Here is a 15,693-nt window from a genome sequence, read left to right on the forward strand (position 1 = left end):
CGCGAACCGGCGCGTGGATCAGTCCGTCATGTGGCCGTCGAGCACGCGTTCGAGCGCATCTACCGCCTGCGCCGTCGAGCCGGGCGCGACGCAGTCGACGACAATCCGCTCCGGCATCGCGCGCAGCCACGTGAGCTGGCGCTTGCACAGCTGGCGCGTCGCGAAGATGCCCTTGTCGCGCATCGTCCGATAGTCGGTCGCGCCGTCGAGGAACTCCCACGCCTGCCGGTAGCCGACGCAGCGCATCGACGGCAGGCCCAGATGGAGGTCGTCGCGGCGGCGCAGCCGCTCGACTTCGTCGATGAAGCCCGCATCGAGCATCGCGTCGAAGCGCTGCGCGATCCGCGCGTGCAGCACCGCGCGGTCGGACGGCTCGAGCGCGACCGGCACGAAGCGGTAGCGGGCCGCTTCGTCGTCCGCGCGCGGCGGCGCGGCGAGCAGTGCCGACATCGGCTGTCCGCTCAGCAGGAAGATTTCGAGCGCGCGCTGGATGCGCTGCGAATCGTTTGGCGCGAGGCGCGCGGCCGTTTGCGGGTCAACCTGTGCGAGCCGTGCATGGAGCGCCGGCCAGCCGTCGCGCGCGGCGTCCGCATCGAGTTCGGCGCGCACCGCTGCGTCGGCGCCCGGCAGGTCGTTCAGCCCCTGCGTCAACGCCTTGTAGTACATCATCGTGCCGCCCGCGAGCAGCGGTGTGTGGCCGCGCGCGGCGATCTCGCCGATCAGGCGCAGCGTGTCCGCACGGAATTCGGCCGCCGAGTAGGCGTCCGCCGGGTCGATGATGTCGATCAGGTGGTGCGGCACGCGCGCGCGTTCGTCGCGGGTCGGCTTCGCGGTGCCGATATCCATGTCGCGATAGACCAGCGCCGAATCGACGCTGACGATCTCGATCGGCCGGCGCGCAGCGAGCGCCAGCGCCGCGGCCGTCTTGCCGGACGCGGTGGGGCCGAGCAGGCACGCGATCGTCGTCGGGAGGGAAGGCTGCGACACGCTCATTGGCCACGCATGAACAGGCGGTCGAGATCGGCGAGCGTGAGCTGATACCACGTCGGCCGGCCGTGATTGCACTGGTCCGCGCGTTCGGTCGCCTCCATCTGGCGCAGCAGCGCGTTCATCTCGTCGAGCGTGAGGCGCCGGTTCGCGCGCACCGCGTGATGGCACGCGAGCGTGCCGAGCAGTTCGTGCTGCCGTTCGGTGAGCACGCGCGAGCCGCCGAACGCATGCAGGTCGGCGAGCACCGCGCGCGCGAGCGCCTGCAGGTCTGCATCCTTCAGGAGCGCCGGCACCGCGCGGATCGCGAGCGTCGTCGGCGACAGCACCGCGAGGTCGAAGCCGAGCGATTCGAGCGTCTCGCGCTCCTCTTCGACGGTGCCGATCTCGACCGGCGTCGCATTCATCGACACCGGCAGCAGCAGCGCCTGCACGGCGACCGAGCGGTCGGCGAGCGCGTTCTTGAACTGTTCGTACAGGATCCGCTCGTGCGCCGCATGCATGTCGACGATCACGAGCCCGTGCGCGTTCTGCGCGAGCACGTAGATGCCGTGGATCTGGCCGAGCGCGAAACCGAGCGGCTGGTCGTCGTGCGCCGTGTGCGCGAGCGTCGGCGCGGCGAAACCCGGCGGCGGCGCGACGGACGCGTCGGCTGCATCGTGCGCGACCGTCGTCGCGCCGGCCGGCGTGCCCGCGCCGCTGTCCTTGCGGCCGAACAGCGCGTCGTAGAGCGCGAGCGGCTGCGCGACGGGCAGCGTGCCTTGCGTCATGCGTGCCTGGCGCAGCCAGGTGTTGCCTTGCGCCGGCGATGACGACGCAGACGCCGCGTGCGGAAGACCGCCGCCGATGCTGCCGCCGGCCTGGCCGAGCGGCGTGCTCTGGAACGATGCGGGGCCCGGCGTGGCTTCGATGTGCGCGGCATGGCCGCCCGCGGTGGTTTCGGGCGACGCGCCCGCGTGGCGCGCGAGCGCACGCTGCACTGCATGGAATACGTACTGGTGGATCGAGCGCGAATCGCGGAACCGGACTTCGATCTTCGACGGGTGCACGTTCACGTCGACCGCCTCGGGCGGCAGGTCGAGGAACAGCACATAGGACGGGTAGCGGTCGCCGTGCAGCACGTCCTCGTAGGCGGCACGCACCGCGTGCGTCAGCAGCTTGTCGCGTACGAAGCGCCCGTTCACGAAGAAATACTGCTGATCGGCGCGGCCGCGACTCGCGGTCGGCAGGCCCGCGCAGCCGTAGACGGCCAGTGGTCCGGCGCGTTCGTCGAGCGGCAGGTGCGCGGTCGCGAAACCGTCGCCGAGAATCTTCGCGACGCGCTGCGCGGGCTCGGTCGCGTTCCAGTGCTCGACAGCCTTGCCGTTGTGCAGCACCGAGATCGCGACGTCGGGCCGGGCCAGCGCCGCGCGGCGGATCATTTCCAGGCAGTGGCCGAATTCCGTCTGCTCGCTCTTCAGGAACTTGCGGCGCGCGGGCGTGTTGAAGTACAGCTCGCGCACCTCGATCGTCGTGCCGACCGCGCCGGCAGCCGGCGCGAGCACGCCAGTCTGCGCGTCGATCCGCGTCGCGTGCGACGCGTCGGCGGTGCGGCTCGTGATGAACATCTCGGCGACCGACGCGATCGACGCGAGCGCTTCGCCGCGGAACCCGAGCGTCGCGACCGCTTCGAGCTCCGCGAGCGAGCGGATCTTGCTCGTCGCGTGGCGCATCAGCGCGAGCGGCAGCTCGCCGGGCGGGATCCCGCAGCCGTCGTCGGTGATCGAGATGCGCTTGACGCCGCCTTCGTCGAGCACGATTCGCAGCGTGTTCGCGCCGGCGTCGAGCGCGTTCTCGAGCAGTTCCTTGACGACCGACGCCGGGCGTTCGACGACCTCGCCCGCGGCGATCTGGCTGATCAGCTGGTCGGGCAGGGGCTGGATCGCGCGCAGCGGGCGCGGGGCAGGGGCGGGCGTGGCGCCCGCGGCCGTTTCGGTGAATTCGGACATGGCCGAATTATAGCGAGGCGGCCGACTTGCGCCGGGCTGTCGATCCGTTACGTTTTTTCACGGAGCCTTAAGGTAGTTTCGGTATGATGACTGCGTCTCACGCGCCACCCTGGCCGGGCGGGCGCGTCAGCCCTGTTTCCGCCCTTTTGGCCGTGACTGGCCTGCTTGCCCTGAAGGAACCGCATTTGGATACGCTGCTTCACTTCGTCAATCTCGTCCTGCATATCGACGCATTCCTGGGCGATTTCATCCGGCAGTACGGCGCCTGGGTGTATCTGGTGCTGTTCCTGATCGTGTTCTGCGAGACGGGTCTTGTCGTGTTTCCGTTCCTGCCGGGCGATTCGCTGCTGTTCATCGGCGGCGCGTTTGCAGCGACCGGTGAAATGAACGTCGGCGCGCTGATCGTGCTGCTCCTCGTCGCGGCGATCGGCGGCAACACGGTCAATTACCTGATCGGCCGGTGGATCGGCCCGAAGGTGTTCAACACGCATATCCCGGTGCTCGAGCGCTTCCTCGACCGCGCGGCGCTGCAGAAGACCCACTCGTTCTACGACAAGCACGGCGGCAAGACGATCGTGCTCGCGCGCTTCATCCCCGTCGTGCGGACTTTCGCGCCGTTCGTCGCGGGCGCGTCGTCGATGAGCGTTGCGCGCTTCCAGTTGTTCAACGTGCTCGGTGCGCTGTTCTGGGTGCTGCTGCTCGTGCTGCTCGGCTATTTCTTCGGCAACATCCCGTTCATCCGCCAGTACCTGAACGTGATCGTGCTGGCCGGGATCGGCGCGGCGATCGTGCCGGTTGCGTTCGGTGCGGTGTGGAAGATCGTGCGCGGCCGCCGGTCGAACGATGTGCAGAAGACGGGCGGGCGTTGATATCGGCCGGTCGTTGAAGCAAAAAAAGCGTGGCTGCGATGCCACGTTTTTTTTTCGCCTGTGGTGTGCGTCGCGCCGTCAGGCGGTGCGATGCGAGATCGGCGTTTCGGGCGTCGGGTATTGCGCGTCGCGGAACGTGTCGAGGATCGCGCGGTTGGTGTCGCAGTACACCTGCCAGTAGTTCGCCGGCTGCGTGGACGGGCGCACGAACAGGAGCGGGCCTTCCGGCGTGAACTGCAGCACGCCGACGTCCGGCGCCGGATTGGCCAGCACATTCGGGATCTTCTGCACCGATTCCTTCAGGCGGTTGATCGCGTCGACCGCGTCGACGCCGTTCGCGATTTTCGCGGTCAGGTCGACGCGGCGGTATGACGTCGCGCTGTAGTTCGCGATGTTGTCCGAGAAGATCTTGTTGTTGCCGACGATCGTCACGATGTTGTCCGGCGTGATGATCGTCGTGCCGAACAGGCCCAGTTCCTTCACCGTGCCGGTGACGCCGCCCGCATTGATCACGTCGCCGATCTTGAACGGGCGCAGCACCTGCATGAACACGCCGGCTGCGAAATGCGCGAGCAGGCCGCCCCAGGCCGTGCCGATCGCGAGGCCGAGGCCGGCAAGCAGCGCGGCGAACGACGTGGTCTGCACGCCGAAGATCTGCAGGATCGCGAGGATCAGCAGGATCGTCAGCAGCACGCTGACGACGGAGGTCAGGTAGTCGGCGAGCGTGGGGTCGACCTTGCCGCTGCGCTGCACGATCTTGCCGAGCAGGCGGGTGCCGATGCGGATCGCCCAGCGGCCGACGAACCACAGGGCGATGGCTGCGACGAGGTTGAGGCCGAAGTCGAGGCCGCGTGTCATCAGGAATTGCTGGGCGGTAGCGATATCGAACATACGTTCTCCGGAAGGAAGAAGTAAGAGAGTCGCGCGCGAGACGATGCGCCGCGTTTCTTATACCGCGACAAGTGAGGGTGGGGCAACCGGGAGACAGCGGTGACTTCGAGATGGAGATTCATGCTATCGACGTTCAGTGCCGGAACGGCCCGACGTATCTCGTGACATTCGATCGCATCGCGATGCTCGGCGGAGGAGATGCGTACGTTGCGCAAAGCGACATGCTCAAGCTGTTCGGTCGTACGGATTTGAAGCTTGAGAAGCGGAATGAAGCGGCCAAGCCTGATGCTGATGAGCGAGGCGGCCGCGGTGCGCTCGAAGTGGCCGTCATCGGAGGCGACGGGCGCACGGCGATGCTTCGATTCGGAAGGGGCGGGGCGCGCGAAGATTAGCTTAACGATTCCCAGTTAAGCACCGCTTCCTGGCGAGACGTCCACGTCCACGGCACCTCGTAGCCAAGGGTGTCAAAGAAACGACGATGCCGCTTATAGATAGCGCTCGCCTCTCTTGCTGGAATGAGATGGCGCCATAATCCTGGTCGCCCTTGCCATCCATGTCGATTCGGCAACGAACGGAAATACGTCAAGCTGAAGCGTTCCAGCGCTTCGTCGACCCTGGACCCAACCGCCTCACCGGAAAGAGCGTAAATCAGCTTGTCGAAATTTTTATTCGGCGAATCGACCAGATCTTCGTATTTGACTCGGATGGACTTCTCGTCGTGCCACCATTGATAAGTTACAGACAACAGATTCTCGGCACCCCAACTCAACGCGTAATCCATGAACGCGTCCGAAGTCGGCGACTGACCGGGCAACTCGGGCGGAATCTCTGCATTTCCCATTAGCCACTGACTGGGTGTGGGATCGTGGCGAATGAATTGCAGGGCCGACAGCAAGATGTCCAACGGGTGCCGAGCAATCACCAGCGTCTTGAATTGGTTCTCGATGAGATATCGCTGAAAATTGGGCTCCCGATACCAGTGAAGCTGAAATGCGCATCGTGGCGGCAGGTCCTGCGGTGCGTCTAGATAGTTGTGTACTGCAATCTCTAGCAGATCGAGGCTGCTTGCGAGAACTGACCTTACCCAACTATTTCCACTTCTGGGAGAACTTATAACACCAATGCGCATTTGCTCCTCAACTCTTTCTCACAGTGACAGCGTTGTCCTCGAGAACACCGCCACGCAGCCGCCGAAAGAAGGGCCGTCAACGTATGCCGTCGGCCCTTTCGCTCCCGGGTAGGGACTGCGGTACCGGTTATCTTGCCGCTGGGGCTCGACCGTACGTGTCCTCGAACCGTACGATATCATCCTCTCCGAGATATGCACCCGACTGCACCTCGATCAACTCGAGCGGAATCTTGCCGGGGTTGCTCAGGCGGTGCGTCGCGCCGAGCGGGATGTAGGTCGACTGATTTTCCGTCAGCAGGATTTCGTTGTCGCCGTTCGTGACAAGCGCCGTACCCTTCACGACGATCCAGTGCTCCGCTCGGTGGTGATGCATCTGCAGGCTGAGCTTTTCGCCTGGGCTCACGATGATGCGCTTCACTTGGAATCGATCGCCTTGGTCGATGCCCTCGTACGAGCCCCACGGACGAACGACGCGCCGGTGCGTGACCGACTCGTGACGGCCCGATGCGTTCAGCCACTCGACGACCTTCTTCACGTCCTGCGCCTTCTCGCGATGCGCGACGAGCACGGCGTCGGCCGTTTCGACGATCACCACGTTCTCTAGGCCGATCGCGGCGACCATCCTGTGCTCTGCACGGATGTAGGAACTGCCGACCGAATCCACGAACACATCGCCGATAAGCGCATTGCCGTGCGCGTCCGGGCTCGCAATATCGGCCAGCGCCGTCCATGAGCCGATGTCGTTCCAACCCAGGTCGGCCGCGGCGACGACGGCCGCGCGGTCCGTCTTCTCCATTACCGCGTAATCGATCGAGATGTTCGGGCAAGCGGAGAAGGAGTCGTTGTTCAGTCGGACGAAGTCGCTGTCGCGCGTCGCCCCCGACAGCGCAGCCTCGGCTTGGTGCGCGATGTCGGGTGCGTGATGCTGCAGCTCGTCAAGGTATGTGGACGCCTTGAGCATGAACACGCCGCTGTTCCAGTAGTAGTCGCCGTCCGCGAGAAACCGCTCAGCTGTCGGAGCGTCCGGCTTTTCGACAAATGCGTCGACCGAATAGACCTGCTTGCCGTCCGCGATCGGCGTGCCGCGCCGGATGTAGCCGTAGCCCGTGTGCGCTTCGGTCGGCGGGATTCCGAAAGTCACAAGACGTTGGTCGCCAGCGATCGCTGCCGCATCCAGCGCCGCTGCCACAAAGGCCTTTTCGTTCAGAATTACGTGATCGGACGGCAGGACAAGCAGCAGCGCTTCGGGCGACTCGCGCAGCGCGAGCAGCGCCGCGACCGCAATGGCAGGCGCCGTATTGCGGCCGACAGGTTCGAGCACAATCGACGACGGCTTGATGCCTACCTGTCGCAGTTGCTCGGCGACGAGGAAGCGTTGCTCGTTGTTCGTGACGACGATGGGTGCCGTGGCGCCGGGAATGTGCTGAAGGCGGACGGCCGTCTGCTGGACGAGCGTCTGATCGCCCGTTAGCTTCAGGTATTGCTTCGGATAGCCGCCGCGCGACATCGGCCAAAGGCGGGTGCCGCTACCGCCACACAGAACTACCGGATAAATGTTCATGGTTGTAATCCCCGGGTCAAGATATCAGTTTTGTGACAGGCTCACGACGCTTCGCGAGCCCCTTTCTTCATGGTTTGTTGCCAACGCCAAGACAGGTGATGCGTTGCATTGCGGCTCCAGCGCGCGACCTTCAAGAAGGACCGCGCACGGTCGGCGCTTACCCGCGCGAGCGGGCGCGCCGCGAGCGGTGCGAGCTGGTGAATCACCGATTCCGGCGTCGTGAAAAGCTGTAGGCGCCAGTCCCAGTAAATCGGGTAGCGCAGCAGCACTCCAGCCGTGAGCATGTCGAGCGACAGACTGCGCTTTCTCCACGGGATGGGCGCGACCGCGTCGTGCGTGAGGCCCCAGCCTGCGTAAAACGGCAATCCGTACGTGAATACCGTCTTGCCGCGCAGCAGCGCGTCGAAGCCGGCGAGCGACGACAGCGTGTGCACTTCATCTGCAGCGTCGATCAGCGAAATCAGATCCGAGTCGATGTCGACAACGTCGGCGAGCCGCTCGGCATCGACGAGACCGCTCCGGTTGCCGGAAAGGACGTCCGGGTGCGGCTTGTAGACGATGTAAGCGTCAGGGCGGCGTGCGCGCACTTCGCGCAGCAGCGCGTCGGCTGTGGAAATCGCACGCGTGCCGAGGCGAATGGAAGCGTCGTCGGCCACCTGGCCCGGAACCAGTGCGACTCGTTTTCCGGGCGGCGCTTGCCATGTCGGTTTGCGCCGGCCCAGGTTGTATTTGGTCAAGCCGAACCGGACGATCTGTGCGCGTAACGTGGCGGCGCGAGCCAGCTCTTCTTCGCTGAATGCCGTTTCATTCAACAGGACCGTCAGGTCGCTCGGACGGCTCGCGTCGAAATACAGGCCGCGCGTGTCAACCACCTGGCTGCGTGGAGCGATCATGTCCGAGCCGAGCCCGGTCGAGTGGAGAAAGCCGTCCTCTATCCTCACGTGACGTACGCCTTCGGGCAGACCGTCCGCGCTGCGTGCGCCCCAAAGTGCCGCGCATTCACCGGGGCGCAGTGAGCCGGGCTCGCGCGTCCAGCGCAGTGCACCGCCGCCGGCCGTGAGAAACGGCGTGGCGAACGGGCGCTTCCACCACTGAAAACGTACACCGGCCACCTCGCGTAGATCGGCGAACCGATCTGCGATTGCGCGCTGCAATTCGATGCTGTCGAGCGACGCATCAAGGTTGCCCGGCGCATACGTTGACGGGTCGAGATAACGCGCGAGGCGCAAGAAGACAATATCGAAAAGTGCGGCCAGAGTGGGGCGCATGGTGCGGCCACGCATCACACCATGGTCGCTCGTGAGTCCCCAACCCGCGTAATATGGCGCACCGAATGTATGGACCGGAACGCCCGCCAGCAATGCGTACATGCCTTCTAGCGCCGTTACCGTATAAACATGATCGACGCGGCGCAGCGCGGCGCACAGCGAATACTCCTCGCCGACGCACTGCGTGTCGGGCGGCAACGTATGCACCAGCGACGAGAGCCAGTGGCCGGTGCCGGACTCGCCAGTGCGTGCGATCCAGAACTGGGCGCCAGGATGCGCGGCGCGCGCGGTCTCGATCATCCTTTCGAACGACTTTCGTCGCTGGCGCACCGATGCGCCAGCGCGCACCGATCGCATGCGTTCGTCGATCAGCAGCACCCGCTCGGCGCGATGCGGTTCCAGCAGAGCCGGCAGGCAACGCGGCGTGCGGTGTCCCGGATCTAGCGCGTGGGTGTCGAGCACGCGCTTCATTAGCTTCGCGATGTGGGGCGATGTGCCTGCTGCGCGGTCGGCCTCAAGTGCCTTGTTGATTGCATCGGAAAGCGTCCATGGCCCGGCTTCAGCGCAAGGCACGACGAACCATGACGGCAGCGGCATACGTCGGCCGCGGCGCGCCAACAGCGGTCCCGGCGAAGCTGCATGGGCGCGCAACCCTGCAGCTCGCGCGAGGCGCAGCATGAGCCGCCCCGTGCACTTGTCGGTCCAGAGGTAATTCGACCGGCGCATCAGCCAGCTGAAAAGGCGCGATCCGCGCGTGATGCCGCGCAGATCGAATGCCGAGTCACGCAGACCCGGGTACTGGCGCGCCGGATCGCTCATTTAGTGCAGTGTTTCCAGGAAACGATCGACGTGGTCGAAGTGTTCGGCCCACGTGGGCTCGCGAAAGCCCTCGATGCGTGCGAGCTGTGCGTCGCGCTCATTGCAATCTGCCCGGCTGTAGGCCTCGATACGAGCGAGCCAGCCGGGGCCGTCGAGTGGATCGAGATAGTCGGGGAAATCCGTGGCGATTTCGTGAAATACGCCGAGGTCGCTGGCGAGCACCGGTACGCGCAAGGCGAGCGCTTCCACGAGCGGCATGCCGTAGCCTTCGACAAACGATGGGAAAAGCAGTGCGCGCGCATGCTGCAGCCAAACGTGGAGCCGATCGTCGGAGCAGTCCGCTTCCTCGATCACCACGCCGCGCAGGCTCGAGCAACGGTCGAGCATGTCGATCACGTTCTCGCATTCCCACCCGCGCCGCCCGATGACGACGAGCTTCGGTGCCGCCGCACCGTGCAGTTCGACGAGCCTGCGCCACACATGCAGCATGAACCAGTGATTCTTGCGTGGCTCGATGGTGCCGAGCATGACGAAGTAGGGATGATTGAGCGGGCTCGGCGCACTGCTGCGTGAGCCGATTCCCGGCGCCAGACGGGCGACGACCGTAGGTGGCAACGACAGGTCTGCGCGATGCGCTTCTTCGGTTAGCGCATCGAGTGTGTCCTGTGAGTTCATGATGAGGCCGTCGGCATGGCGTAGTGCGGTATGGATGCGCGCACGATGGGCTACGCCAACACCAGGGCGGCAGTATTCGGCATGGGTGATCGGTATCAAGTCATGGATCATGAAGACTGACCGAATGCCGCGACGTCTCATGGCTTGGTAGTAGCGCGGCCGTTCCATACCGTTGTGGCTAGTATGCAAGAGAACGGTTTTGTCGAAGGTGCCGCCCGCGGGTGTCAATAGGCCGCAAACCGATTGCGCGCGTATCCGTGCCTTGGAGGGCGCGGGTGATTCGAGCAGCAGGCTGAATATCCGGCGCGAGTTCCGCTCAGACAGAATCTTTGGAAATCCGAAATCGCTGAGTACCGCACGCGCGTCGGCGTGGTAGCGCTCCGCGTAGGCGAGCCCGACGCGATCCACGCCCGTTGGTAATTGTCCTTTGGCCAGACGAGACAGGAGCCGGGATACATCCAAGAATACGTTTAACACGGGTAAAATAATTTTTCGTGACAGGATGTGGCGTATGCGAGTGGCGATGGATGGATCGAGGAATTCTGTCAATCACGCGCAAATATATTCTACATCGTGCGACAATCCAAGCCGACTCTAGATGATGACCGGAACGCATCAAAAAATGGCAAGTTTCTATCGTGGTACCTATGTGGCTTGGGCTGTATGCTGCGCCGTCGGCTTGAGCGCGTGCTCAACCATTCCTACTTCCGGTCCCAGCCGGTCGCAAGTCAATAGCGTAGCTTCCGAAAACAATCCGGCGGGAATCCAAGTCGTTGATCTGACGGACGAAGTGGCGCGCAAGCTTTTCGCTGAGCGTAAACTTGCAGGTTTCGCCGATGTACTGGGAGACGGGGCACAATTCAGTCAGCAACTTGGGGTTGGCGATAGTCTTTCGGTGTTGATCTGGGAGGCGCCACCCGCGACGTTGTTTTCGGCCGGTGAAACGGAGGTCAAATCGGGCACGACGAGCGGGGCGCGCATGACGACGCTGCCGACCCAGACCATTGACGGCGAGGGGAATATTCGCATCCCGTTCATTGGCGCGGTAAAAGCGGCCGGGCGTACCCCGACGCAGCTTGAGCAATACATCACGATTCGGCTCAAGGGCATGGCCCATGATCCTCAGGTACTGGTGAAACTCGATCGCAATGAGACGTCGTATGTCACGATCGTGGGCGATGTCGCGAGCAGCAACCGGATGCAGCTCAGCGCGCGTGGCGAGCGCGTACTCGACGCACTGGCCTCTGCAGGGGGGGTCAAGCAACCGATCGACAAGATCACGATCCAGGTGACGCGTGGCAACGCGGTGGCGTCGCTTCCGCTCGCAACCGTGATTCGCGACCCGCGTCAAAACGTACCGCTGCGCGCGGGAGATGTGGTTACCGCATTGTTCCAGCCTTACAGCTTTACTTCGTTGGGAGCCACGGGCAAGAATCAGGAAATTAATTTCGAAGCGCAGGGCATCACTTTGGCACAGGCGCTTGCGCGATCCGGCGGACTGGAAGATTCGCGTGCGGATGCTCGAGGCGTGTTCATCTTCCGTTTCGAGGATGCCAGTGCACTCGATTGGCAGTCCAAGCCGGTGCGCACCACGGCGGATAATAAGGTCCCGGTGATTTATAGAGTGAACTTGCGTGACCCCAATTCATTCTTCGTTGCACAGAATTTTATGATGGATAACAAGGACCTTGTTTACGTGTCAAATGCACCTGTGACGGAACTTCAAAAAATGCTGAATCTGGTATTTACCGTTGCATATCCGGTGGTCACTGGGGTACAGTCGTTCAAATAATTGAAGAGTGAGTGGATTATTTCGGTCGCTCGCTGCGAGTCATAATAATTTTATCATCCATTGGCAGATGGTAAATATGTGGTGTCGTAATCGCGGAATGTATTTTTGATTCACGGCGGTCGGAATTATTTTTTAAAAAATAGAGATAAATATGAAGACGGCAATCATTACTGGTATCACTGGGCAGGACGGGGCATATCTGGCACAATTGCTGCTGGAAAAAAATTATTTGGTTTATGGCACCTATCGCCGGACGAGCTCGGTGAATTTCTGGCGGATCGAAGAACTCGGTATCGACTCACACCCCAATCTGAAGCTGGTCGAATATGATCTGACGGATTTGGGTGCGAGTATCAACCTGCTAAAGACGACGGGCGCAACGGAGGTTTACAACCTCGCTGCGCAAAGCTTCGTCGGAGTGTCCTTCGATCAACCGTCCACTACGGCCGCGATTACCGGGCTCGGTCCGTTGAACCTGCTCGAAGCGATCCGCATTGTCAACACCGATATTCGTTTCTACCAGGCCAGCACCTCTGAGATGTTCGGCAAAGTGCAGGCGATTCCGCAGGTTGAGTCGACGCCGTTCTATCCGCGCAGTCCGTACGGTGTCGCAAAGCTTTACGCGCATTGGATTACGGTGAATTATCGCGAGAGCTACGACATCTTCGGATGTAGCGGGATCCTCTTCAATCACGAATCTCCGCTCCGGGGACGTGAGTTCGTAACGCGCAAGATTACCGACAGCATTGCGAAGATCCATCTCGGCAAGCTTGATGTGCTCGAACTCGGCAACCTCGATGCGAAACGCGACTGGGGGTATGCGAAGGAATACGTTGAGGGCATGTGGCGCATGCTTCAGGCGGACAATCCTGACACCTATGTTCTGGCCACGAACCGGACGGAAACCGTGCGCGATTTCGTGACGATGGCCGCCAAGGCAACTGACATCAATATCGTGTGGAGTGGTAGCGGCCCCGACGAAATCGGTAAGTGCGCGAAGACCGGCCATGTGATTGTCAAGATCAATCCGAAGTTCTATCGCCCCGCCGAGGTCGATCTGTTGATCGGCAACCCCGAGAAGGCGCAAGTCGAACTCGGATGGAAGCCGCAAACTTCGCTCGAAGCGCTCTGCCAGATGATGGTTGAAGCCGATATTCGTCGCAACAAAGCCGGCTTCTCATTCTGAGTATCATGGCGAAAGTCCTGATCACCGGAGTAGGCGGCTTTACCGGCTGCTACCTGTCAGATTATCTCGTCGCGGCAGGCCATGAGGTATGTGGCTTAAGTCATCGACAGGAAACTGAATCGCGTGTGTCGACTCGTGCCGTCGATCTGCTGAATCGCTCCGAACTCGTGCAAGTCCTTGCGGAAATGAGGCCCGATGTCGTGGTGCATCTGGCCGCCATCGCGTTCGTGGCACATGGGGATGTGCGTGCGATTTACGACACTAACGTGGTCGGCACTCGTAATCTGCTGGACGCCATGTGTGCGTCCGGATGCAATCCACGATCGGTGTTGTTGGCGAGCAGCGCGAACGTTTACGGCAACTCGAATCGAGAGATCTTGAACGAAGAGACGCCCGTCAGTCCCGCCAACGATTATGCCGTCAGCAAAATCGCGATGGAGTATATGGCCCGACTATGGATGGACAAATTGCCCATTACCATCGTTCGGCCGTTCAACTACACGGGTGTTGGGCAGTCGACCAAGTTTCTGTTGCCGAAAATCGTCGAGCACTTCCTCGAGAGGCGGCCGGTAATCGAACTCGGCAATGTCGATGTGATCCGAGATTTTTCCGATGTCCGGTCGGTGGTGGCAGCGTATGCGAAGTTGATTGACGGTGGTTTTGCAGGGCAAACGTTCAATGTCTGTTCCGGACGCGGCTACGCGCTGCGCGAGGTATTGACCACGGCGGAGCAGATTACAGGGCACCATCTCGAGGTTCATGTCAATCCTCAGTTTGTTCGCGCCAACGAGGTGCGCAAGTTGATTGGCTCGAACGAGAAATTGCGCGTGGCCACGGATTGGGAGCCGGATGCCAACCTGGGTGAAACGCTCGAATGGATGCTCGCAGGAACGCATGTCAAGCAATGAGCCGAGGGTTGTCCACCCTACCTCGCAAACCATCGGCGCGTCCGATGGCTTGCGAGTGGGGTTGGGCGACCGTAGCGGTTTTTATCTCTGTATCCGATACGTGCCGGCATGGTTTTTCAATGAGCGCGACAAGGTAGAGATAGGTTATACGGAATGAAACACGATACACCACTAAGGCGATCCATCGAAATTCAGATCAGGGTGATCGGCGCGCTCCTGATGCGGGAAATCATCACACGCTATGGAAGGCACAACGTCGGATTCGTTTGGCTGTTTGGCGAGCCCATGATGTTTACGTTAGGTGTCATCGGTTTGTGGACGGCCACCAAAGCGGTACATGGCTCCGGTCTTCCGATCGCCGCTTTCGCGTTGTCGGGCTATTCATCAGTGTTATTGTGGCGAAATTGCGTCAATCGCTGCTGTCTCGCCATTCTCCCGAATCACAGCCTGCTGTTTCACCGCAACGTGCGAGTGATCGATTTGTTCATCTCTCGGGCGATACTGGAGATTGCTGGTGCGACAATTTCGATATTCACGTTGACGATATTATTCGTGTCACTGGGCATCATGTCGATGCCCAGTGACATCACTCTGATTCTAATGGGCTGGTTCCTGCTGGCATTTTTCGCAATCGGGTTGGGGTTCACAGTTGGGGCACTGAGCGAGCGGAGCGAAATGTCGGAACGGATCTGGCATACGGTTTCCTATCTGCTGTTCGCGTTATCAGGCGCACTCTTCATGGTTGACTGGTTGCCGAAGAAAATGCAGCAGTACGTATTGCTTTTACCCATGGTGCATGGTGTGGAAATGATGCGGGCGGGTTATTTTGGAGATCTCGTCAAACCGCATTACAGCGTGTCGTACGTCGTGATATTCGATGCTATTCTGATGCTCGTCGGTCTGTTCTTGGTGGCCGAAACGAGCAAGCGAGTTGAACCTGAATGATTGCACTGGAAAACATCACCAAGGTCTATCAAACCCGCCAGGGTTCACGCGCTGTTCTCGACCGAATCAGCCTGAAGGTTGAGCGCGGAGAGAAAATCGGTATCCTCGGGCGCAATGGCGCCGGCAAGTCGACGATGATTCGTCTGGTTAGTGGCGCGGAGTTACCGACCAGCGGGATCGTACGACGTGGCATGAGCGTATCGTGGCCGCTGGCATTCTCAGGCGCATTTCAGGGCAGCTTGACCGGACTCGATAATCTGCGTTTCATTTGTCGGGTTTATGGCGCGGATTCGAAGGCCGCCGAGCCCTTCGTTCAGGAATTTTCTGAGCTCGGTTATTACCTGCGAGAACCCGTCAAGACATACTCGGCGGGTATGCGCGCCCGCTTGGCGTTCGCGCTGTCAATGGCTATCGAGTTCGACTGTTTTCTGATTGATGAAATTATTGCTGTCGGTGATAGCAGATTTCACGCGAAATGCCACAATGAGCTTTTTGAAAAGAGGCGTGATCGGGCATTGATCATCGTAAGTCATGATGCAGGGTATATCCGGGAGCATTGCGATCACGCGGCGGTGCTCGTCCAGGGAAAATTGCATCAATTCGATCATGTCGACGAAGCCTACGAGTTTTACCAGAATGGTGCCAATTAGTAGCGTATTAAACTTTTGAAGTTGG

14 protein-coding genes are annotated in these 15,693 nt (G+C 61.4%); 7 read left to right on the plus strand and 7 right to left on the minus strand.

Annotation, left to right across the window (positions count from 1 at the left end):
- Positions 1-18: 18 nt before the first annotated feature.
- Both miaA and mutL read right to left on the minus strand, forming a co-directional pair.
- Positions 19-993 carry a tRNA (adenosine(37)-N6)-dimethylallyltransferase MiaA gene (gene miaA, locus ACV229_RS12700; protein ID WP_448083475.1) on the minus strand — a complete coding sequence of 325 codons (975 nt, stop codon included), beginning with the start codon at positions 991-993 and terminating at the stop codon, positions 19-21.
- Positions 990-2,975: a DNA mismatch repair endonuclease MutL gene (mutL, locus tag ACV229_RS12705; RefSeq protein ID WP_448083476.1), complete on the minus strand. Its 1,986-nt coding sequence runs from the start codon at positions 2,973-2,975 to the stop codon at positions 990-992. The genes miaA and mutL overlap by 4 nt, the downstream gene beginning before the upstream one ends.
- A 185-nt stretch (positions 2,976-3,160) precedes the next feature.
- Here mutL and ACV229_RS12710 point away from each other — a divergent pair, with 185 nt between their 5' ends.
- Positions 3,161-3,844 carry a DedA family protein gene (locus ACV229_RS12710; RefSeq protein WP_448083477.1) on the plus strand — a complete coding sequence of 228 codons (684 nt, stop codon included), beginning with the start codon at positions 3,161-3,163 and terminating at the stop codon, positions 3,842-3,844.
- Positions 3,845-3,922: 78 nt separating this feature from the next.
- On the opposite strand, the gene ACV229_RS12715 is transcribed toward ACV229_RS12710, so the two are convergent.
- Entirely contained in the window at positions 3,923-4,735 is an 813-nt protein-coding gene (locus ACV229_RS12715; protein WP_448083478.1) for a mechanosensitive ion channel family protein, read from the minus strand.
- A gap of 110 nt (positions 4,736-4,845) precedes the next feature.
- On the opposite strand from ACV229_RS12715, the gene ACV229_RS12720 reads away from it, so the two are divergent.
- Positions 4,846-5,127: a hypothetical protein gene (locus ACV229_RS12720; RefSeq protein WP_448083479.1), complete on the plus strand. Its 282-nt coding sequence runs from the start codon at positions 4,846-4,848 to the stop codon at positions 5,125-5,127.
- On the opposite strand, the gene ACV229_RS12725 is transcribed toward ACV229_RS12720, so the two are convergent.
- From ACV229_RS12725 to ACV229_RS12740, 4 genes are all read right to left on the minus strand, one after another.
- The gene (locus ACV229_RS12725) at positions 5,124-5,864 is read right to left on the minus strand and encodes a sulfotransferase domain-containing protein (RefSeq protein WP_448083480.1); all 741 of its coding nucleotides are present in this window, start codon (positions 5,862-5,864) and stop codon (positions 5,124-5,126) included. The two genes, ACV229_RS12720 and ACV229_RS12725, sit on opposite strands and share 4 nt — an antisense overlap.
- 127 nt (positions 5,865-5,991) lie before the next feature.
- Positions 5,992-7,425 (minus strand): mannose-1-phosphate guanylyltransferase/mannose-6-phosphate isomerase, encoded by a 1,434-nt coding sequence (locus tag ACV229_RS12730; RefSeq protein ID WP_448083481.1) that lies wholly within the window; start codon positions 7,423-7,425, stop codon positions 5,992-5,994.
- A 41-nt stretch (positions 7,426-7,466) separates the two neighbouring features.
- Positions 7,467-9,512 (minus strand): capsular polysaccharide biosynthesis protein, encoded by a 2,046-nt coding sequence (locus ACV229_RS12735; protein WP_448083482.1) that lies wholly within the window; start codon positions 9,510-9,512, stop codon positions 7,467-7,469.
- Positions 9,513-10,664 (minus strand): glycosyltransferase family 4 protein, encoded by a 1,152-nt coding sequence (locus ACV229_RS12740; protein ID WP_448083514.1) that lies wholly within the window; start codon positions 10,662-10,664, stop codon positions 9,513-9,515.
- 145 nt (positions 10,665-10,809) lie between these two features.
- On the opposite strand from ACV229_RS12740, the gene ACV229_RS12745 reads away from it, so the two are divergent.
- The 5 genes from ACV229_RS12745 (at position 10,810) to ACV229_RS12765 (ending at position 15,668) form a co-directional block, all read left to right on the plus strand.
- Positions 10,810-11,979 carry a polysaccharide biosynthesis/export family protein gene (locus ACV229_RS12745; RefSeq protein WP_448083515.1) on the plus strand — a complete coding sequence of 390 codons (1,170 nt, stop codon included), beginning with the start codon at positions 10,810-10,812 and terminating at the stop codon, positions 11,977-11,979.
- Between the two features lie 151 nt (positions 11,980-12,130).
- Positions 12,131-13,165, plus strand: coding sequence for a GDP-mannose 4,6-dehydratase (gmd, locus tag ACV229_RS12750; RefSeq protein ID WP_448083483.1), 1,035 nt, complete (start codon positions 12,131-12,133; stop codon positions 13,163-13,165).
- Positions 13,166-13,170: 5 nt separating this feature from the next.
- The gene (locus ACV229_RS12755; protein WP_448083484.1) at positions 13,171-14,073 is read left to right on the plus strand and encodes a GDP-mannose 4,6-dehydratase; all 903 of its coding nucleotides are present in this window, start codon (positions 13,171-13,173) and stop codon (positions 14,071-14,073) included.
- A gap of 153 nt (positions 14,074-14,226) precedes the next feature.
- Positions 14,227-15,018 carry an ABC transporter permease gene (locus ACV229_RS12760; protein WP_448083485.1) on the plus strand — a complete coding sequence of 264 codons (792 nt, stop codon included), beginning with the start codon at positions 14,227-14,229 and terminating at the stop codon, positions 15,016-15,018.
- Positions 15,015-15,668, plus strand: a complete 654-nt coding sequence (locus ACV229_RS12765) for an ABC transporter ATP-binding protein (RefSeq protein ID WP_448083486.1) — start codon at positions 15,015-15,017, stop codon at positions 15,666-15,668. The genes ACV229_RS12760 and ACV229_RS12765 overlap by 4 nt, the downstream gene beginning before the upstream one ends.
- The last annotated feature ends 25 nt before the right edge of the window (positions 15,669-15,693 follow it).

It is taken from the genome of Burkholderia sp. MR1-5-21 (assembly GCF_053427715.1).

What these genes read in the sequence shown, in the direction of transcription:
- ACV229_RS12715 (WP_448083478.1), bottom strand. Translation starts at nt 4,735, where the DNA reads ATGTTCGATATCGCTACCGCCCAGCAATTCCTGATGACACGCGGCCTC.
- ACV229_RS12735 (WP_448083482.1), bottom strand. Translation starts at nt 9,512, where the DNA reads ATGAGCGATCCGGCGCGCCAGTACCCGGGTCTGCGTGACTCGGCATTC.
- ACV229_RS12760 (WP_448083485.1), top strand. Translation starts at nt 14,227, where the DNA reads ATGAAACACGATACACCACTAAGGCGATCCATCGAAATTCAGATCAGG.
- ACV229_RS12755 (WP_448083484.1), top strand. Translation starts at nt 13,171, where the DNA reads ATGGCGAAAGTCCTGATCACCGGAGTAGGCGGCTTTACCGGCTGCTAC.
- ACV229_RS12745 (WP_448083515.1), top strand. Translation starts at nt 10,810, where the DNA reads ATGGCAAGTTTCTATCGTGGTACCTATGTGGCTTGGGCTGTATGCTGC.
- ACV229_RS12765 (WP_448083486.1), top strand. Translation starts at nt 15,015, where the DNA reads ATGATTGCACTGGAAAACATCACCAAGGTCTATCAAACCCGCCAGGGT.
- ACV229_RS12720 (WP_448083479.1), top strand. Translation starts at nt 4,846, where the DNA reads ATGGAGATTCATGCTATCGACGTTCAGTGCCGGAACGGCCCGACGTAT.
- gmd (WP_448083483.1), top strand. Translation starts at nt 12,131, where the DNA reads ATGAAGACGGCAATCATTACTGGTATCACTGGGCAGGACGGGGCATAT.
- ACV229_RS12730 (WP_448083481.1), bottom strand. Translation starts at nt 7,425, where the DNA reads ATGAACATTTATCCGGTAGTTCTGTGTGGCGGTAGCGGCACCCGCCTT.
- mutL (WP_448083476.1), bottom strand. Translation starts at nt 2,975, where the DNA reads ATGTCCGAATTCACCGAAACGGCCGCGGGCGCCACGCCCGCCCCTGCC.
- miaA (WP_448083475.1), bottom strand. Translation starts at nt 993, where the DNA reads ATGAGCGTGTCGCAGCCTTCCCTCCCGACGACGATCGCGTGCCTGCTC.
- ACV229_RS12725 (WP_448083480.1), bottom strand. Translation starts at nt 5,864, where the DNA reads ATGCGCATTGGTGTTATAAGTTCTCCCAGAAGTGGAAATAGTTGGGTA.